Annotated in this window: 22 protein-coding genes; 8 read left to right on the top strand and 14 right to left on the bottom strand. The window is 60.4% G+C overall.

Annotated features, from left to right (window positions below; translation table 11 throughout):
• Positions 1 to 58: 58 nt before the first annotated feature.
• Complete coding sequence (locus ACA062_RS07790; protein WP_497455868.1) at positions 59 to 1,405, top strand: class II 3-deoxy-7-phosphoheptulonate synthase; 1,347 nt, start codon at positions 59 to 61, stop codon at positions 1,403 to 1,405.
• 123 nt (positions 1,406 to 1,528) lie between these two features.
• Here ACA062_RS07790 and ACA062_RS07785 read toward each other — a convergent pair whose 3' ends face one another.
• From ACA062_RS07785 to ACA062_RS07775, 3 genes are all read right to left on the bottom strand, one after another.
• Positions 1,529 to 2,758, bottom strand: coding sequence for a winged helix-turn-helix domain-containing protein (locus ACA062_RS07785; RefSeq protein ID WP_497455867.1), 1,230 nt, complete (start codon positions 2,756 to 2,758; stop codon positions 1,529 to 1,531).
• 67 nt (positions 2,759 to 2,825) lie between these two features.
• On the bottom strand, positions 2,826 to 3,065 hold the full coding sequence (locus ACA062_RS07780) for a DUF1127 domain-containing protein (RefSeq protein ID WP_497455866.1): 240 nt from the start codon (positions 3,063 to 3,065) through the stop codon (positions 2,826 to 2,828).
• A 161-nt stretch (positions 3,066 to 3,226) separates the two neighbouring features.
• Positions 3,227 to 3,448, bottom strand: coding sequence for a DUF1127 domain-containing protein (locus ACA062_RS07775; RefSeq protein WP_150765859.1), 222 nt, complete (start codon positions 3,446 to 3,448; stop codon positions 3,227 to 3,229).
• A 95-nt stretch (positions 3,449 to 3,543) separates the two neighbouring features.
• Here ACA062_RS07775 and ACA062_RS07770 point away from each other — a divergent pair, with 95 nt between their 5' ends.
• Positions 3,544 to 4,398 (top strand): LysR substrate-binding domain-containing protein, encoded by an 855-nt coding sequence (locus ACA062_RS07770; RefSeq protein ID WP_497455865.1) that lies wholly within the window; start codon positions 3,544 to 3,546, stop codon positions 4,396 to 4,398.
• Here ACA062_RS07770 and ACA062_RS07765 read toward each other — a convergent pair.
• Positions 4,388 to 5,137, bottom strand: coding sequence for a sulfite exporter TauE/SafE family protein (locus ACA062_RS07765; RefSeq protein ID WP_497455864.1), 750 nt, complete (start codon positions 5,135 to 5,137; stop codon positions 4,388 to 4,390). The two genes, ACA062_RS07770 and ACA062_RS07765, sit on opposite strands and share 11 nt — an antisense overlap.
• Before the next feature lie 110 nt (positions 5,138 to 5,247).
• Here ACA062_RS07765 and ACA062_RS07760 point away from each other — a divergent pair, with 110 nt between their 5' ends.
• Positions 5,248 to 6,204: a LysR family transcriptional regulator gene (locus ACA062_RS07760; protein ID WP_497455863.1), complete on the top strand. Its 957-nt coding sequence runs from the start codon at positions 5,248 to 5,250 to the stop codon at positions 6,202 to 6,204.
• Between the two features lie 108 nt (positions 6,205 to 6,312).
• On the opposite strand, the gene ACA062_RS07755 is transcribed toward ACA062_RS07760, so the two are convergent.
• Together ACA062_RS07755 and earP are read right to left on the bottom strand one after the other, a co-directional pair.
• Positions 6,313 to 6,882, bottom strand: coding sequence for an elongation factor P (locus ACA062_RS07755; RefSeq protein WP_007943632.1), 570 nt, complete (start codon positions 6,880 to 6,882; stop codon positions 6,313 to 6,315).
• A gap of 48 nt (positions 6,883 to 6,930) precedes the next feature.
• Positions 6,931 to 8,073, bottom strand: a complete 1,143-nt coding sequence (earP, locus tag ACA062_RS07750) for an elongation factor P maturation arginine rhamnosyltransferase EarP (protein ID WP_497455862.1) — start codon at positions 8,071 to 8,073, stop codon at positions 6,931 to 6,933.
• Between the two features lie 124 nt (positions 8,074 to 8,197).
• Between earP and ACA062_RS07745 the strand changes: the two genes are divergently transcribed.
• Positions 8,198 to 8,608 (top strand): hypothetical protein, encoded by a 411-nt coding sequence (locus tag ACA062_RS07745; protein ID WP_497455861.1) that lies wholly within the window; start codon positions 8,198 to 8,200, stop codon positions 8,606 to 8,608.
• 14 nt (positions 8,609 to 8,622) lie between these two features.
• Positions 8,623 to 9,105, top strand: coding sequence for a GreA/GreB family elongation factor (locus ACA062_RS07740; protein ID WP_497455860.1), 483 nt, complete (start codon positions 8,623 to 8,625; stop codon positions 9,103 to 9,105).
• Between the two features lie 6 nt (positions 9,106 to 9,111).
• On the opposite strand, the gene cysB is transcribed toward ACA062_RS07740, so the two are convergent.
• The 4 genes from cysB to ACA062_RS07720 form a co-directional block, all read right to left on the bottom strand.
• Positions 9,112 to 10,086, bottom strand: a complete 975-nt coding sequence (gene cysB, locus ACA062_RS07735) for an HTH-type transcriptional regulator CysB (RefSeq protein WP_497455859.1) — start codon at positions 10,084 to 10,086, stop codon at positions 9,112 to 9,114.
• A gap of 113 nt (positions 10,087 to 10,199) precedes the next feature.
• A complete protein-coding gene (locus tag ACA062_RS07730; RefSeq protein ID WP_128871806.1) occupies positions 10,200 to 10,703 on the bottom strand; it encodes a universal stress protein in 504 nt (167 codons plus the stop codon).
• 94 nt (positions 10,704 to 10,797) lie between these two features.
• Positions 10,798 to 11,703: a 5'-nucleotidase gene (locus ACA062_RS07725; RefSeq protein ID WP_497455858.1), complete on the bottom strand. Its 906-nt coding sequence runs from the start codon at positions 11,701 to 11,703 to the stop codon at positions 10,798 to 10,800.
• 94 nt (positions 11,704 to 11,797) lie between these two features.
• Positions 11,798 to 12,184 (bottom strand): thioredoxin family protein, encoded by a 387-nt coding sequence (locus ACA062_RS07720; RefSeq protein ID WP_497455857.1) that lies wholly within the window; start codon positions 12,182 to 12,184, stop codon positions 11,798 to 11,800.
• Here ACA062_RS07720 and ACA062_RS07715 point away from each other — a divergent pair.
• Both ACA062_RS07715 and ACA062_RS07710 read left to right on the top strand, forming a co-directional pair.
• Complete coding sequence (locus tag ACA062_RS07715; protein WP_497455856.1) at positions 12,183 to 12,626, top strand: PilZ domain-containing protein; 444 nt, start codon at positions 12,183 to 12,185, stop codon at positions 12,624 to 12,626. The genes ACA062_RS07720 and ACA062_RS07715 overlap by 2 nt on opposite strands.
• 169 nt (positions 12,627 to 12,795) lie before the next feature.
• Positions 12,796 to 13,872 (top strand): 3-deoxy-7-phosphoheptulonate synthase, encoded by a 1,077-nt coding sequence (locus ACA062_RS07710; protein ID WP_307339950.1) that lies wholly within the window; start codon positions 12,796 to 12,798, stop codon positions 13,870 to 13,872.
• Positions 13,873 to 13,958: 86 nt separating this feature from the next.
• Here ACA062_RS07710 and ACA062_RS07705 read toward each other — a convergent pair whose 3' ends face one another.
• Positions 13,959 to 14,246 (bottom strand): GNAT family N-acetyltransferase, encoded by a 288-nt coding sequence (locus ACA062_RS07705; RefSeq protein ID WP_008057026.1) that lies wholly within the window; start codon positions 14,244 to 14,246, stop codon positions 13,959 to 13,961.
• A 636-nt stretch (positions 14,247 to 14,882) separates the two neighbouring features.
• Between ACA062_RS07705 and oprI the strand changes: the two genes are divergently transcribed.
• Positions 14,883 to 15,134 carry an outer membrane lipoprotei OprI gene (gene oprI, locus ACA062_RS07700; protein ID WP_003172710.1) on the top strand — a complete coding sequence of 84 codons (252 nt, stop codon included), beginning with the start codon at positions 14,883 to 14,885 and terminating at the stop codon, positions 15,132 to 15,134.
• A gap of 120 nt (positions 15,135 to 15,254) precedes the next feature.
• Here the strand turns inward: oprI and ACA062_RS07695 are convergent, their stop codons facing one another.
• The 3 genes from ACA062_RS07695 to ACA062_RS07685 form a co-directional block, all read right to left on the bottom strand.
• Positions 15,255 to 16,226, bottom strand: coding sequence for a L,D-transpeptidase family protein (locus ACA062_RS07695; protein WP_497455855.1), 972 nt, complete (start codon positions 16,224 to 16,226; stop codon positions 15,255 to 15,257).
• A gap of 267 nt (positions 16,227 to 16,493) precedes the next feature.
• Positions 16,494 to 16,787, bottom strand: coding sequence for a hypothetical protein (locus ACA062_RS07690; protein ID WP_003226812.1), 294 nt, complete (start codon positions 16,785 to 16,787; stop codon positions 16,494 to 16,496).
• A 56-nt stretch (positions 16,788 to 16,843) separates the two neighbouring features.
• Positions 16,844 to 17,449: an arylesterase gene (locus tag ACA062_RS07685; RefSeq protein WP_128871800.1), complete on the bottom strand. Its 606-nt coding sequence runs from the start codon at positions 17,447 to 17,449 to the stop codon at positions 16,844 to 16,846.
• Positions 17,450 to 17,459: the final 10 nt, after the last annotated feature.

Genomic DNA, 17,459 nt, shown 5'->3' with positions numbered 1-17,459 from the left:
GGTCACGCACTAATTGCTGATAACATGACAGTCCGAGCGTAAAACACTAGAGACCGCGATGAGCCAACCCTGGAGTCCTGACAGCTGGCGCGCCCTGCCGATCCAGCAACAACCCCGTTACCCCGACGCCGCACATCTGCAGCACGTCGAGCAGACCCTGGCCAGCTATCCGCCGCTGGTGTTTGCCGGTGAAGCCCGGGAGTTGCGCCGTCAGTTTGCCGAAGTGACCCAGGGTCGCGCGTTTCTATTGCAGGGCGGGGACTGCGCCGAAAGCTTCGCCGAGTTCTCCGCCGCGAAAATCCGCGACACCTTTAAAGTGCTGCTGCAAATGGCGATCGTCATGACCTTTGCTGCCGGTTGCCCGGTGGTCAAGGTCGGGCGCATGGCCGGGCAGTTCGCCAAACCGCGGTCGGCCAATGACGAAACCATCGATGGCGTGACCCTGCCGGCCTATCGGGGCGACATCGTCAACGGCATCGGTTTCGACGAAAAAAGCCGCGTGCCGGACCCGGAGCGCCTGCTGCAGTCCTACCACCAGTCCACCGCCACCCTGAACCTGTTGCGCGCCTTTGCCCAGGGCGGTTTTGCCGACCTGCATCAGGTGCACAAGTGGAACCTGGACTTCATCGCCAACTCGGCACTGGCTGAAAAGTACAGTCACCTGGCCGATCGCATCGATGAAACCCTGGCGTTCATGCGTGCCTGTGGCATGGACAGTTCGCCGCAATTGCGCGAAACCAGTTTCTTCACGGCCCACGAAGCGCTGCTGCTGAACTACGAAGAAGCCTTCGTCCGTCGCGACAGCCTGACCAACGATTACTACGATTGCTCGGCGCACATGCTGTGGATCGGAGACCGCACCCGTCAGCTGGATGGCGCTCATGTCGAATTCCTGCGCGGGGTGAACAATCCGATCGGGGTCAAGGTCGGCCCAAGCATGAACCCCGACGACCTGATCCGCCTGATCGACGTGCTCAACCCGGACAACGATCCGGGTCGCCTGAACCTGATTGCGCGGATGGGCGCGACCAAGGTCGGCGATCACTTGCCGCAGCTGATCGGCGCGGTGCAGCGTGAAGGCAAGCAGGTGCTCTGGAGTTGCGACCCGATGCACGGCAACACCATCAAGGCCAGCAGCGGCTACAAGACCCGTGATTTTGCGCAGATCCTCGGCGAAGTGAAGCAGTTTTTCCAGGTTCACGAAGCGCAAGGCAGTTATGCCGGCGGTATCCACATCGAGATGACCGGGCAGAATGTGACCGAGTGCATCGGTGGGGCACGGCCGATTACCGAAGATGGGTTGTCGGATCGGTATCACACCCATTGCGACCCGCGGATGAATGCCGATCAATCGCTGGAGTTGGCGTTCCTTATTGCTGAAACCCTGAAGCAAGTTCGGCGATAAACCATTCGTCGCCTGACAGGCCGCCATCGCGGGCAAGCCCGCTCCCACAGGATTAGCGCCAGACACATCATTCATGAATGGCTCGGTCATTGTGGGAGCGGGCTTGCCCGCGATAGCGTCGGTTCAGTCACCACCGACCTGGGCCAACGCCACCCGCAATCTGGCCGCACTCGCCCGCGGACAATTCAATTGAACCCGCTCCAACCCCAACCAACCCGCCATGCGCCGCAGATTGACCGCCAACGCGAGCATCCCCTCCTCGTCCAGCCCCGGCTCTTCCTCATGCACGGCGTGCACCGCCAGCCTGCCCAGCGCTCGCTCGGCGCGCAGGTCCACCCGCGCGGCAATCCGCTCATTGTGCAAGAACGGCAACACGTAATAGCCGTAGACCCGCTTGCTCTGAGGGGTGTAGATCTCCAGCCGGTAGCGAAAATCGAACAACCGCTCGGTGCGGCTACGCTCCCAGATCAGCGAGTCGAAGGGCGACAGCAGCGCGCTGGTCTCGACCTTACGCGGCACCTTCAGCTCGGGCAGGCAGTACGCCGGTTGTCGCCAACCCTGAACCTCGCAGGTCAGCAAGGCGCCGGACTCGACCAATTCCGCCAGCCGCGGTCGACTGTCTGCCGGACCCAGGCGAAAATAGTCGCGCAGGTCTTTTTCCGTACCGACACCCAAGGCTGTTGCGGCGTGCAGCAACAACCCCCGCTGCGCCTCGGCTTCCGACAGCAGAGGCTGCTGGAGAATCGCCGAAGGAATCACCCGCTCCGGCAAATCATACAGCCGCTCGAACCCGCGCCGCCCGGCCACGGTCACTTCACCGGCGGCGAACAACCATTCCAGTGCATGCTTTTCCGCGCTCCAGTCCCACCAGGGCCCTGCCCGCTCCTGACGGGTCGACAGGCTTCCGGCCCCCAGCGCGCCAAGTGCCTGAACCGAGGCCAGCACCCGGCGTACCGTGTCCTGCTGCTCGCGGCCGAAACGCGCCAGTTGCTGATAGATGTCCTCGCCACGGCTCGCGCGCAGCATGCGCCAGCGCATCAGCGGGTACATCGACAATGGCAGCAGCGAGGCTTCATGCCCCCAATATTCGAACAGCGTGCGTTGCCGGCCCTGACTCCAGGCAGCCTGGTCGAGCAAATCATGAGCGTAATGGCCGAGGCGGGAAAACAGGGGCAGGTAGTGCGAACGCACCAACGCATTGACCGAGTCGATCTGCACCGACCCCAGGCGCTCGATCAATCGATTGATCCGGGCCGACTTGACCGGCACTGGCGACTGACGCCCGGTAAAGCCTTGGGCAGTCAGTGCCAGGCGCCTGGCCTGTTTCAAGGAAAAGCTCGAGGACGTGGACATTCAACGGCTCATGGCTTGGTCTCTTCCCACCTTAGCGACCTGCGCATAAAACGCCAGCGCCGCCGCTTCATCGCTTGAGCGGATCGTCCCAGAACGGCCGGGACGACTCCAGCATGACGTCAGCCCGATTCAAGCCGATATCGCGCAGACAGTCATCACTCAAGCGCGCCAGTACGGCGCGATCCCTGCTCAGTTGTCGCCAGCGCTTCAGTTGCGCCGTTGCCCTGGATAGCGGCAGGCCGACCTTGGCCAAGCCGTGGCTGAATACCTGTAACGTGCTGCTCCGTGCAATAAACGATCGTTCCATGATGATGCTCCTCAGCGTCGAGGCGGCAGTCTTGGCCAGGTGTCGGGCAGGCTCCAGTGAATGTCTATGACCGTCTGTTTCAGGTCGCCACGAACCCCATTTCATGGGCTTGCGCCGCAATCATAGGGTTGTGACCGGGGATTTCCCACAGAGCGTTCAGCTTATTTTCCATTGCTCAGGGGGTCTTGCCAGAAGTGCCGTTCGGCTTCCTGCGCGACATCTGCGCGGGTCAGGCCGATATCCTTCAGCGCTTCATCGCTCATGCCCGCCAACATTTCACGTTCGCGGTGCAGTTCGTACCAGCGATTGATCTTGTGCAGCAGGTCGGTCACCAGGTGGATGGAGTGTTTTTCAACGGTGATAAAACCTTTTTGACCTTTCATCGTGTTGCCCTCCGTTTGGATGGCTCAAGTGTCGCGCCGGGGCTAAGATCAATCCAACGAATGTTTCTGATGCAACACATCTCGGAGATTGATGAATGTCCGCCTACCCGAGTATCGACACCGACGTGCTGCGCACCTTTGTCGCCATCGCCGACCAGGGCGGTTTTACCCGCGCCGGCGAACAGGTCAACCGCACCCAGTCCGCCGTGAGCATGCAGATGAAGCGACTGGAAGAGGACGTGTTGCAGCGCCAATTATTCCAGCGCGATGGACGGCAGGTGCGGCTGACCGCTGAAGGTCAGGTGCTGCTGGGCTATGCCCGGCGCATCCTCAAGCTGCACAGCGAGGTGTTCAATACCTTGCGCGAGCCGCACATGGTCGGCATGGTGCGCATCGGCACGCCGGACGATTACGTCATGCGTTTTCTACCGGGGATCCTGCGGCGATTTGCCCAGTCCTATCCGCTGATCCAGATCGAAGTGCACTGCGAATCATCAAAACAACTGCTGCTGCGTCAGGACCTGGACCTGTCCATCGTCACCCGGGAACCGGGCAACGAGATCGGCCAGTTGCTGCGCAAGGAACGTTTCGTCTGGGCCGAAGCGCAGTGCTACAGCGTTCACGAGCAGACGCCGTTGCCGCTGGCGATGTTCAACAGTGACTGTTTCTGCAGGCTGTGGGCCTGCAATGCGCTGGACGCCATGGGCCGCGACTACCGCGTCGCCTACAACAGCTCCAGCCTGTCGGCGATCATGGCGGTGGTCAGCGCCGGCCTGGCCATCACCGCGCAGCTGGAAAGCCTGATCACCCCGGACATGCGCATCCTGGGGGACGCCGAAGACCTTCCGGTTTTGCCGGAGGCGAGCATCATGCTGGTGCGTAACCTGCACAACCCGTCGCCGATCACCGAGTGCCTGGCCGAGCACATTGTCGAAGGCTTCAAACTTTAAAGGCGAGCATCACCGCGCACAGCACCAGGAACCCGCAGAACAGCCCGCGCAGCAGCCGCTCCGGCAAGGCGTGGGCGACCTTCACCCCCCAACTGATGCTCATCAGGCCGCCGATCGCCAAGGGCACGCCGATCGTCCAGTCCACCTCATGGTGCACCGCATAAGTCACCAAGGTGACGCTGGTACTCGGCAAGGCCAGTGCCAGCGACAGCCCCTGCGCCACCACCTGGCTGGTGCCGAAGACACTGGTCAGCACCGGCGTCGCCACCACTGCCGCGCCCACGCCAAACAACCCGCCCATGCTGCCCGATGCGGCACCGAGCACACCCAGCCACCGTGGCGAATGGTTCATCTGCGCAGAAGGCGGCGAGTGGGTCGTGAACATTCGCACGAGGTTGTAGGCCGTCAGGGCGACCAGAAAGGCGACAAAAGCGATACGCATGGTTTGCGCATCAATGCCCACGGCCCAGATCGAACCGATCCAGGCAAAACAGAAGCCCATCGAAGCCAGCGGCAAGGCATGGCGCATCTCGATGCGATTGCGCTGGTGATAACGCCACAGCGCCAGCATGACATTCGGCACCACCATCACCAGCGCCGTGCCTTGGGCGATCTGCTGATCAAGGCCGAACAGCACGCCCAGCAGCGGAATCGCGATCAAACCGCCGCCGATGCCGAACAATCCACCGAGGGTCCCCAAGGCAGCGCCAAACACCAGGTACATCAAAAACTCAATCACTTGCCCATTCCCCTCACGTCAGTACGCTCATCCTACGCAGTCGCCTCTGGCAGGGAAACGCACAGCAACGCACAATGGCTATGCCAGATTCGCACAAACGCAGGCCGAGCATGAACCCCAATCAATTGACCGGGCAATTGGGCCTGTTCCTCGACGTACTGGAAACCGGCAGTTTTTCCGCCGCGTCCCGCCGTCATCCACTGACCCCTTCAGCCGTGGCGCGGCGGATCGACAGCCTGGAAAATGCGCTCGGCAGCCAGTTGTTCATCCGCAGCACCCACGCGGTGCGCGCAACGCCGGCAGGATTGGCCTTTGCCGAGCGCGCCCGGCGGATTGTCGCGGAACTGCAGTTGGCCCGGGCGGAAGCGGTGTCCCTCAGCAGTGCGCCCGAGGGCCTGATCCGGATTGATGCGCCGGCAGCGTTCGGTCGGTTGCACCTGGCGCCGGTGATTGCCGACTTTCTGCTGCTGTACCCCGGCCTCGATGTGCAACTTCATCTGATCGAAAGTTTTGTCGACATGCAGGGCTTGAACCTGGGCAAGGTCGATCTGGTGCTGCGCGCCGGGCAAATGGCCGATACCCGGCTGGTGGCCACGCCACTGGCGAGCATGGTACGGATCGCCTGCGCCAGCCCCGACTATTTGCAGCGCCGTGGTATACCCACCGATCCGGCGCAGTTGGTGGAACATGACGGCCTCGGCTGGGATGGCCTGGCTCCGCTCTTTGCCTGGCGCTTCGAACGCGACGGGCACATGCACCTGCACCGCCCTGGACGCATCCGCATGAGCGCCAATAACGCCGAGGCGCTGCTCGAAGGCGCATTGGCCGGGCTGGGTGTCGCGCATTTGCCGACCTGGCTGACCAGCAAATACCTGTTGCGTGGCGAACTGCTGCCGCTGTTCTGCGAAAGCGGCCTGCCCCAACCGGAAACGACCGGCATTTACGCCTTGCGCCTGGAGCAGCAACCCAATTCCCGCAGTCGCTTGTTGCTGGAATACCTGAAGGCTCGTTTCAGCCCGGTGCCGCCGTGGGACCTGGCACTGCAAAACAACTTCGGTCGCCACTGATTCATGGCGGGTGGCTCGCTCCCACAAGGGGTTCATCGCTGGACCTGAAACTGCAGGCACAAAAAAGCCCGACTCAATGGTCGGGCTTTTTCATTCCTGAAGCGGTGCTTATTTGGCACGGCCTTTGTAGGAACCGCCTTCGCGGGTATCGATCTCGATCATGTCGCCGATTTCGATGAAGTCAGCCACCGACAGTTCGGTACCGTTCTTCAGTTTGGCAGGCTTCATCACCTTGCCGGAAGTGTCGCCGCGAGCGGAGCCTTCGGTGTAGTCGACCTGACGCACGATGGTGGTCGGCAGTTCTACGGAAACCAGGCGCTCTTCGAAGAAGATCGCTTCGCAAACATCGGTCATGCCTTCTTCAACGAAAGGCAGAACAGCTTCGATGTCTTCAGCGTTCAGCTCGTACATGGTGTAGTCGGTGGTGTCCATGAACGTGTAGGTGTCGCCGCTGATGAAGGACAGGGTCGCTTCTTTGCGGTCGAGGATTACGTCGTCCAGTTTGTCGTCGGCGCTGTAAACGATCTCGGTCTTGTAACCGGTCAGCAGGTTTTTCAGCTTGGTCTTCATGATCGCGCTGTTACGACCGGACTTGGTGAATTCAGCTTTCTGAACCAGCCAAGGATCGTTTTCGAGACGGATCACGGTACCGGGTTTCAGTTCTTTACCAGTTTTCATTGCGAATATCCGAATTTGGATGGGATTTACATAAATCTAGGCCGCGTATCATATCCAATTTACATAAAACTGTACCAGCGCCGCGGCAAGATCAGCCTGCAAGGCCTGTTCCAGACACCACGCGTCGGCATGTTTTTGCAGCTCGGGCCAATGTTTGCGGGTCGATTGCCAGTGATCGCCCATTGTCTCACCGGCGTTCCACGCCCGCCAGAGACCGCTGATCGCCTCGCTGGCGGGCGGCGAAAGGCCTTTCACGTAGCGTTCCAGGAAGGCTTCGAGCTTCTCCAGGTGGACATCTTCTTCCTGCTGATAGATGTGCCAGAGCAGTGGCCGCGCCGCCCATTGGGCACGGACAAAGGAGTCTTCGCCGCGCACGGCGTTGAAATCGCAACTCCACAGCAGCAGGTCATACTGGTCCTGCCGGACGAACGGCAGGACTTGCACGGTCAAGGCGTCGCGCACCTGCACGGCGCCGGCCGCCAACCCGTTCACACCCAGCCAGCGTTCAAGATCAGCGAGAATCCGCCCTTCGGGCACCAGCAGATGCGTGGGTGTCGAATCACCGGCCATCGTCTGGAGCCAGCTCGCCAGGCCTTTATTTTCATAGGCAAACAGCGAGATCAGCAGCGCGCCTTCTGCATGATCGACCCCCAGGCCTTGCAGGAATTCGCGCTGAGCCTGGGGACTTTGCTGAAACTGCCGACGCCGCTCCAGCAAGCCGTTTTCACGCAGCAAGCCACCGGTGCCCTGCTGGAACCCGGGGAAGAAAAAGAACTTCTGCACATGCTTGTACTTCACCGACGGCAGGCCATGGCAGCCGACGACCCAGTCCTCGGCACTCAGGTAGTCGAGATTCATCCAGAGCGGCGGCTGTTCCCGCGCGGCCATGGCGTCCATGTAAGCACTCGGCAACTGACAGGCGAACGCGGCAATCACCACATCGGCGGCTTCAGTGGGTTGCCAGTCGGCACCCCACCGGCACACCTCGACGCCCTGCTGCCACTGCTGCGCAGCGTTAATGTCAATGTCCGGGCACAAGCGCTCGAAGGCCCGCAGATCGTCAATCCACAAACGAACCGTCACCGAATGTTCGGCCACCAGCTGTCGGGCCAGGCGCCAGGTCACACCGATGTCGCCAAAGTTGTCGACCACGGTGCAAAAAATATCCCAGCGGGTGTTCAGTTCAGGCATTCCAGGCTCCCGTTGGCAAAGCCGCCGATTGTCCGCATAAATTACCCCGTACAGAAGACCCGACGGCGATTAATCTTCATGCGACAATCGCCCCTTGCCCGCGATCACCCGCCAGGAGGCCGCCATGCCCTACCGTCCCGACCCGCGCCGGCCGTTGCCGATCCCGCTCAATGCCGTGCAACTGAGCGCCAGCATCGCCTTCGGTCTGTGGCTGGGATTCATTGCAATCGCACTGACCGCCTGGCTCGCCTCTCGCCTGTTGTTCAGCGAGCAACTGGCGCCCGTCGCGGCAGCGGTGCAGCAGTTGGCCAAACCGCCGGTGGTGGTGCAACCGGTACCGGATAGTCCACTGCAGAGCCCGCTGTTCGACCAATACGAAGAGAACCTGCGCCGAAACGAGCAGCAGCAACGACTGGATCAAGCCCGCAGCAGCCAGCGCAATCTGGCCAATCCGAAATGCCAGTTCTGGCTGCAACAGGACCAGACCGCCCCCAGCGAAAAAAGCCGGGCCAATGTCATGCAATTTTGCGACTGACCATGAATCTTTCCATGCACAAGCCGACCGTCCACCAACTGATTCTCGACAAGCTGCGGATCGATCTCGACATCGCCGAGCGCGCCGCGCAAACCGCTTATGAAACCGCGACCCACGAAGAGAACATCGCTGAAAACAAGTACGACACCCTGGGCCTGGAGGCGTCTTACCTGGCTGCCGGACAGGCTAAACGGGTAGAAGAAATCAGACAGTCACTGGCGCTGTGTCAGAACCTGATGTTGCGCCCTTACGACAACCAGCGCGGCATCGAAGTCGGCACCCTGCTCGGTCTGGAAGACGAGAAGGGCCGCGAGCAATGGCTGTTCCTGGCCCCCGACGCGGCCGGATTGAAGATCGATCTGGTGGGCCAGCCGATCACCGTCATCACCCCGCGCTCGCCACTGGGCAAAAGCCTGCTGGGCAAGTTCGACGGGGACGAGGTGGAGATTCTGGTGGCGGGCACCCGGCAACAATTTACTGTCACCGAGGTGATCTGAAGGACATCAATGGACCGGCAGTTCGACCCCGTCGAACAGTTCTTCCAGTTCCTGCTTGTTGTGGCATTGGATGGCCTTGGCCATGACTTCGCGGGTCAGGTGCGGGGCGAACTTCTCGATGAAGTCGCACATGAAGCCACGCAGGAAGGTGCCGCGACGGAAACCGATCTTGGTGATGCTGGATTCGAACAGTTCGCTGGCATCGAGCATCACCAGGTCACTGTCGAGTTTGGCGTCGACCGCCATTTTCGCCACGATGCCCACGCCCAGGCCCAGACGCACGTAAGTCTTGATCACGTCGGCGTCGGCCGCGGTGAACACCACTTTCGGTGTCAGGCCGCGATGGCTGAAGGCTTCGTCGAGCTTCGATCGACCGGTGAACCCGAACACGTAAGTCACGATCGGGTATTCGGCCAACGCTTCGAGAGTCAGCTTCGACAGCTTGGTCAGCGGGTGACCGTGCGGCACGACCACGCAGCGGTTCCAGCGATAGCACGGCATCATCACCAGGTCGCCGAACAGCTCGAGCGCTTCGGTGGCGATGGCAAAATCCACGGTGCCGTCAGCGGCCATTTCGGCGATCTGCATCGGCGAACCCTGGTGCATGTGCAGGGCCACGTCCGGGTATTGCTTGATGAAATTGCTGATCACCGGCGGCAATGCATAACGGGCCTGGGTGTGGGTGGTGGCGATCGACAGGGTGCCCTTCTTCTCGTTGGAGAATTCCTGGGCGATCTGCTTGATGCTTTCAACCTTGCGCAGGATCTCGCCGGCGGTGGTGATGATGCGCTCGCCAGCCGGTGTGACGCGGGTCAGGTGCTTGCCGCTGCGGGCGAAAACCTCGACGCCCAATTCGTCTTCCAGCAGGCGGATCTGCTTGCTGATGCCCGGCTGCGAGGTGTACAGACTTTGGGCGGTGGCCGAGACGTTGAGGTCGTGGTGCGCCACTTCCCAGATGTAGCGCAGTTGTTGAAGCTTCATATCAATCCCTCAAAGCAGGTAGACGCCACGGGCATCAGCGACGGTATATAACTATATTAATGGTTTGAATAATAAATCTAGAACTTTTTTGTCAAATAGCCATTATTCGTGTTCTAGCGATCCCCTTGGCGCCGACGCTCCACCCGGGGTACCAGATAGACCGGCACCCGCGACAGTTGCAACACCCGCGCAGCCGTCCTGCCCAGCGGCGTTTCCGCGCCAGCACCATGGCTGTGACTACCTACGATCAACAAATCCACGGAGAGTTTCTGCGCCTGGTCGAGAATCACCTGCGACGGGTCGCCCTGCAGCACCCGCACCGCCTTGATCCGTTTAAGGTCCTGCTCGCCGTCTTCCCCCAGTTCTTCACGAAAGCTGTCGAGTACCCGCCGCTCGATATTGGCAATCACCGTATTCAAGCCCTGACTGTGAAACTCGTTCAGCGCCTGCTCATCGAGGTAACTCTGAAGCACCGACTCGGCGAACAACCCCATCGGTTCGACGGCGTGAACCACGTAGAGGTCGGCGTTGAATGTTTTCGCCAGCGCCAAGGCATGCTGCATCACCAAAGGCGCGTACAGGCCGAGGTCAGTGGCATATAGCATCGAATGAATCATATGACCTCCTCGAGTGCCAACATGGCGCAGATTGATTCAGCTTAGCAGTGCCTTGGCGAGTGCGACGTGCCGTGCAACACCTTGAAGCGCAGGCTTAAACCTTTTGTTCGTTGCTTATGCCGTGGGGCACATGACCGGTGGCGACCACCTCCCGGGCCAACTCGCAGTGACCGGCCTGATCGTCGAAAAACACGTCGGCGGCAAAGGCTTCGAGAAACGCCGACTTGGTCAGGCCGCCGAGGAACAACGACTCGTCCAGACGAATGTCCCATTCGCGCAAGGTGCGGATCACCCGTTCATGGGCTGGTGCCGAACGCGCCGTTACCAGGGCCGTCCGAATCGGACAAGCGTCGTCTGGGAATTCGCGCTGCAACAGGTTGAGGGCTGCCAGGAAGCCTTTGAAGGGTCCTCCGCGCAAAGGCTGGCGGGCCGCTTCACGCTCGCTGGCCTGAAAGGCTTCCAGACCACCGGACTGATAGACGCGCTCCGATTCGTCGGAAAACAGCACCGCATCACCGTCGAAGGCAATCCGCAATTCATCGCTGGCCGCACGACTGGCGCCGCCCGACAAAATGGTTGCTGCGGCGAACCCGGCCTCCAGCGCACTGCGCACGTCTTCGGCATGGGTCGAGAGAAACAGGTCGCAACCAAAGGCTTTGAGATAAGGATAAGGACTGCGCCCGCCGACAAATGCCGCCCGGGAAATCGCCAGGCCATAGTGGTGGATCGAATTGAACACCCGCAGGCCGGTGTCGGCACTGTTGCGCGACACCAGGATCACCTCGACCCGGGCGCGGCCCAGGTGGGTATTGAGGTTGAGGAGCTTCTGCACCAACGGGAATGCATCGCCCGGCTCGAGGATTTCGTCTTCATGTTCGATCTGATACTGGCGATAGGCTTCAACGCCGCTCGACAGGTAGATCTTGTGGCTTTCGCTCAGGTCGAACAGCGCCCGCGAGGAAATCGCCAGCACCAGTTTGTCATCGATAGTCTTGGCCATGCCCCTTCCCCCTTTGGTTGATCGACTCAAGCGTTACGTCGATCGATAAAACGCAAACTGCGATACAAGGCTTGCGGCCTGGCAACTGCCCCCATCATGGCAACTCCTCTGCAATTCGACTCAGCGCCTGATCCAGCGCTTCATTAAGTTCGGTAGCCGTCAGGCGCGATTCAAGGCCCCCGAAAAACTCGCCGTCGCGCACGACAAACAGCGCCGGCAAATGAAAAACCTGATAACGCTCGACCAGCCCGCCATTGTTCCCGGCATCGATCCAGCACAGCCGATCGACATTCAGGTCGAGTTGCGGAACCCGCTCACGGGCAAACCGGCAACCGGCGCAGCCGACACTGGTGAAAATCAGCAGCGAAACACCGCTCATCGCCAGCAGCCGTTGGTCGGCGTCGAAATCCGTCAGTTCCAATTCGACCACTATACTGGTGGGAACTATGTCAGATGGCCGACACATGGAGTCCGTGCTCATGGGACGTTTTCTTCCTCATCCTGACGATGTACCCGTAGAATTGACGTTGCTCACACCCGAGTGCATTTCGCGGCAACAGCTGCACTCTATCAGCCTCGGGGGCATGGCTTGCAATTACCACCGTGCGTGGCGCCACGGGACGGCGCTGCAAGTGCGCATGCCGACCGTGAACCCGGACTTGCGCTATCTGGGTTATGTGGCCTGGTGCCTGCGACGAAAGCGTGGCTATCTGGTGGGCATTGCCTTCGTTGACGAGCAGACGCTGTTCAGTGCGCGGATGGGCGAACAGGTGTGCCAGATCGAACGATATTGCCGCATGCATGACACCCACAGCGACTTGCACGATAACCAGGCCCTGGCTCTGGAATGGGTCCAGGAGCACGCCGACGAGTTCTCCCATGACACGGTTCGCCGGGCATTTTCTCAGCCGGTGTTGGATTAGGGCGCGTTCTCGGTCAGTTTCCTGCCGCGTTGTCGCCGCAAACCGGCGTCTGCCCATTGTCGAGCCACGGTGTAACGCGCTAAGGTTCCGCTCCCCGACGCGCTTAATTTGCTGTGCTCCGCCGCGCGGGTTCGCTGGCGGCCGGCACCCGTGACCTGACGAGTAAACGATGGCTGATTTACCGATCAACGACCTAAACGTCGCCTCCAACGAGACGCTGATCACTCCTGATCAGCTCAAGCGTGATATCCCTCTGAGCGACGCTGCCTTGCGCACCGTCACCAAGGGTCGCGAAGTCATTCGCAACATTCTTGATGGCACCGATCACCGCCTGTTTGTCGTCATCGGGCCCTGCTCGATCCACGACATCAAGGCGGCCCACGAATACGCCGAGCGCCTGAAAGCACTCGCAGCGGAAGTGTCCGATACCCTGTATCTGGTCATGCGCGTGTATTTCGAGAAGCCACGTACCACCGTCGGCTGGAAAGGCTTGATCAACGATCCGTACCTGGACGACTCCTTCAAGATCCAGGACGGCTTGCACATCGGCCGTCAGTTGCTGCTGGACCTGGCCGAAATGGGCCTGCCGACCGCGACCGAAGCCCTCGACCCGATCTCCCCGCAGTACCTGCAGGACCTGATCAGCTGGTCGGCCATCGGTGCACGCACCACCGAGTCCCAGACTCACCGTGAAATGGCGTCCGGCCTTTCCTCGGCGGTCGGTTTCAAGAACGGCACCGATGGCGGGCTGACGGTTGCGATCAACGCGCTGCAGTCGGTTTCGAGCCCACACCGTTTCCTGGGCATCAACCAGGAAGGTGGCGTGTCGATCGTCACCACCAAGGGCAACGCCTACGGTCATGTGGTGTTGCGTGGCGGTAACGGCAAGCCGAACTACGATTCGGTGAGTGTCGCGCTGTGCGAGCAAGCGCTGAACAAGGCGAAGATCAAGCCGAACATCATGGTCGACTGCAGCCACGCCAACTCCAACAAGGACCCGGCCCTGCAACCGCTGGTGATGGAGAACGTCGCCAACCAGATCCTCGAAGGCAACCAGTCGATCATCGGGCTGATGGTCGAAAGTCATCTGAACTGGGGCTGCCAGGCGATCCCTAAAGACCTCGCCGACCTGCAATACGGCGTGTCGATCACCGATGCCTGCATCGACTGGACCGCCACCGAAACCACCTTGCGCAGCATGCATGCCAAGCTCAAGGATGTGCTGCCCAAACGCGATCGCACCTGATCGCTGCTTCAGAAAAAAAAGCGCCAGACAAAAAACCGCCACAAAAAAACGCCGGGCTGAGCCCGGCGTTTTTTTATGCGTTGGTTTTACTGGCTCAGCTTGGCCGCATGCCGCTGATGACGCTCCATGTAGCGCTCCACGTACGAGCACGAGGGAATGACGGTGTAGCCCATTTCCTCGGCGTACTCCAGCGCCTTTTCGGTCAAGGCGGCCGCAATGCCTCGACCACGCAATGCATTGGGCACAAAGGTGCGATAGATATCCAGGGTCTGTTTCCCCAGATCCATATAGGTCAGGTAGGCACGATGACCGTCCACATTGGTCTCGAACTGATGACCAGCCTGGTCATGGTGGATGGACAACGCCTCGCTCATCACTACTCCTCGCGGGTCTTGGATTCTGACCCCTACCTTACCGATGTTTTTCCGGCGAAGGAACATCTACGCCACCCCGTGCCTGAATGCACACCGAGAAGAGCTGCACGATCTCGCGCAACCGGGCACGTACAAATAGTAGGCACCATTGGCAAAAATGCTCAAGGTACGCTCGTCATCATGCAGGTTGGCGGGTGCCGCTCCGGGTTGCGCAGGGACGGCTCGACCGGGTATCTCACCCGATTGGCGCCCGAACACTGCCGGATATTGAGACTTAAGACGAACGCCCCTCGTTAAAGTCACCTCAACTAGGAGAAAGATATGAGAGGTGCCGCACACATGCTGAACAAAAGTGTAGACGAATCCATATAGACAGACTTTGGCCAACACCGGTAAAACAGCTGCGGGCACGGGGAACTTTTTTACCCGGGCTCGCTCAACTCGGGCCTCCGCAGCTGGATATTTTTTAAACAATGCAGTTAAAAGTTGCTCGAAAAAGAATCAACGCCTACAATTTTTTTTGCTTCTTGCTACACGTCAGTTTACTTACTAGAAGTAATGGGTAGTATGTACGCCGGCCATTTCCTCACTCTGAGGAGACAGCTACTTACTAGAAAGTCCTTGAAGGGGAACACGATGAACAACGTTCTGAAATTCTCTGCTCTGGCGCTGGCCGCAGTTCTGGCTACCGGTTGCAGCAGTGTATCGAAAGAAACCGAAGCACGTCTGACTGCTACCGAAGACGCAGCTGCTCGCTCCCAGGCTCGTGCAGACGAAGCTTACCGTAAAGCTGATGAAGCTCTGGCTGCTGCTCAAAAAGCACAACAGACTGCTGACGAAGCTAACGAGCGTGCTCTGCGCATGCTGGAAAAAGCTAGCCGCAAGTAATAGTCCTTCGGGATTGTTATCAAGCCGACTCATTCATGGGTCGGCTTTTTTTTGCCCGCCGTTTCGTACAGGCAAAAAAAACCGCCGACGCGGTCAGCATCGGCGGGTTCGTTTCAAGCGTTACTGCAGTGGATCGAGCGGTGCACTCGTCATCATCGGCGCCGAGGCGTCCGGCACGCCGATTTCCACCGGCAGGCCGTCTTCGGCAGCCACCACGTCGCGGACCACATCCCAGTTCATGCGCAGGTTGTTGGTGATGTCCTCGCGCTTGAGCATCGCATTGATCACCCCGGTGTGCTTGTCCACCACCGACGGGTTGCCCTGGTCGTCCAGCGGTGTGTGCGCTTCCAGATAAACCTTGCCGCCACTGACGCCGAATTTGTACGGATCGCTGATGATGCGCACCGACGTGCCTACCGGCACCATGCCGGCCATTTCCAGCACGTTGTTGTTGAACATGCGGAAGCAACCGTGGCTGGTGCGCATGCCGATGCCGAACTTCTTGTTCGAACCATGGATCAGGTAGCCCGGTGTACCCAGGGTGAATTTGAACGGCCCCAGCGGGTTGTCCGGGCCGGCCGGCACCACGTTCGGCAAGGGATCGCCGTCGGCGGCGTGCTCGGCCTTGATCGACGCTGGCGGTGTCCAGGTCGGGTTCGGCGTCTTGGCGATGATGCTGGTGTGGGCAATCGGCGACCCCCAGCCTTCACGGCCGATACCCAGCGGGAAGGTGTAGACCACGTTCCGGTCTTTCGGGTAGTAATACAGCCGGTACTCGGCCAGGTTGATGACGATGCCTTCACGCGGGCCCGGGGGCAGGATGAAGCGCGTCGGCAGCACGATCTCGGTGCCGCCTCCCGGCAACCATGGATCGACCCCGGGGTTGGCCGCGACCATTTCCGAATAGCCCAGATCGTAGGTGGTACCAAGGTCGGCGAAGGTGTCTTCGTACTTGGCCTTGATCACTTGCACCTGGCCGACGATGTCTTCACCGGGCGGTGGCAGGGGCAGCTCCAATGCGGCAACCGGACCCGCGACGCACAGGGCGGCAAGGGTCAGGCAACGGGTGACGGCAGGAAAACGCGGCAACATCCGGAAAATCCTTCGCATGATCGACAAGGGTATAAAAACGCGATTGTACACTGGCGCCCGTTATTTCGGGGAGGCGCGACTGTTACAGGCGATGCAAGGCACTTGTGGGGAGGGGGCTCTGTGGCAAAGGAGGCTCTGTGGCGAGGGGGCTTGCCCCCGTTGGGCTGCGAAGCAGCCCCAATCAGTCCGTCAGATAAACCGCATGGGAGCGCTTCGCACTCCAACGGGAGCAAGCCCCCTCGCCACAGAGCTCCCTCGCCACAGGGTCTAGAGCTCGAAGCGCAGCTCAGGCCAGATCGGCGATGTGCCGCGCTTTTGCGATTCCAGGATAGCCCGGCACAGCGAGCACAGGCGCTGGTCCTGGAACACTCGGCGGTCGACGCTCGACCAGCGTGGCTGCGCCGGCAGCAGGCTGCCGCACAGGGTGCGGTCCGCCGAGCCGCCCAGCTCCAGTTGACGGGTCACCAGATGCACCCGCACTTCCTGGCAGGCAAACAGATCCAGCTGTTCGTCAGGCTCGATCAGTTGATAGGCAAAAAGTGACCAGGCGGGACGCGGCATCGGGGGCTCCAAATCGGGGGCGCCACCTTAGCCGAAACGCGACCGCTAGAAAAGCGTCAAAGCAGCGGTTTCAGTGCCGGCCAGACATTTTCCAGCAACTTGTCCTGCGCCCCCGCGGCCGGGTGCAAGCCGTCGGCCTGCATCAAGTCCGGATGACCGCCCACGCCGTCGAGAAAAAACGGTACCAGCGGGATTTTTTTCTCATCGGCCACTTTGGTGTAAACCTCGGCGAAGGCCTTGGTGTAGCGCTCACCGTAGTTGGGTGGCAATTGCATGCCGAGCAACAACACCTTGGCACCACTGGCGCGGGAGCTGTCGATCATCGCCGCAAGGTTTTGTTGCAATTGCGTTGGCAGCATTCCGCGCAGCCCGTCATTGCCGCCCAACTCGAGGATCACCAGTTCCGGCTTATGCTCTGCAAGCAGCGCCGGCAGGCGCGCCTGGCCTCCGGCACTGGTGTCGCCGCTGATGGACGCGTTGATCACTTTATCGTCGAAACCTTCGCGCTTGAGCCGTTGCTCCAGCAGCGACACCCACCCCAAGCGGGTATCCAGGCCGAAACCGGCGCTGATACTATCGCCAACGATCAGGACTGTACCCGCCGCTGCGTTCTGGGCCATGCACATCAAGGCCAGGCCAGCACTCAAAAACCACACTCGCATCGGATTCTCC

Source organism: Pseudomonas sp. LBUM1679, from assembly GCF_059695565.1.
This window is presented reverse-complemented; position numbering and strand designations above follow the sequence as displayed.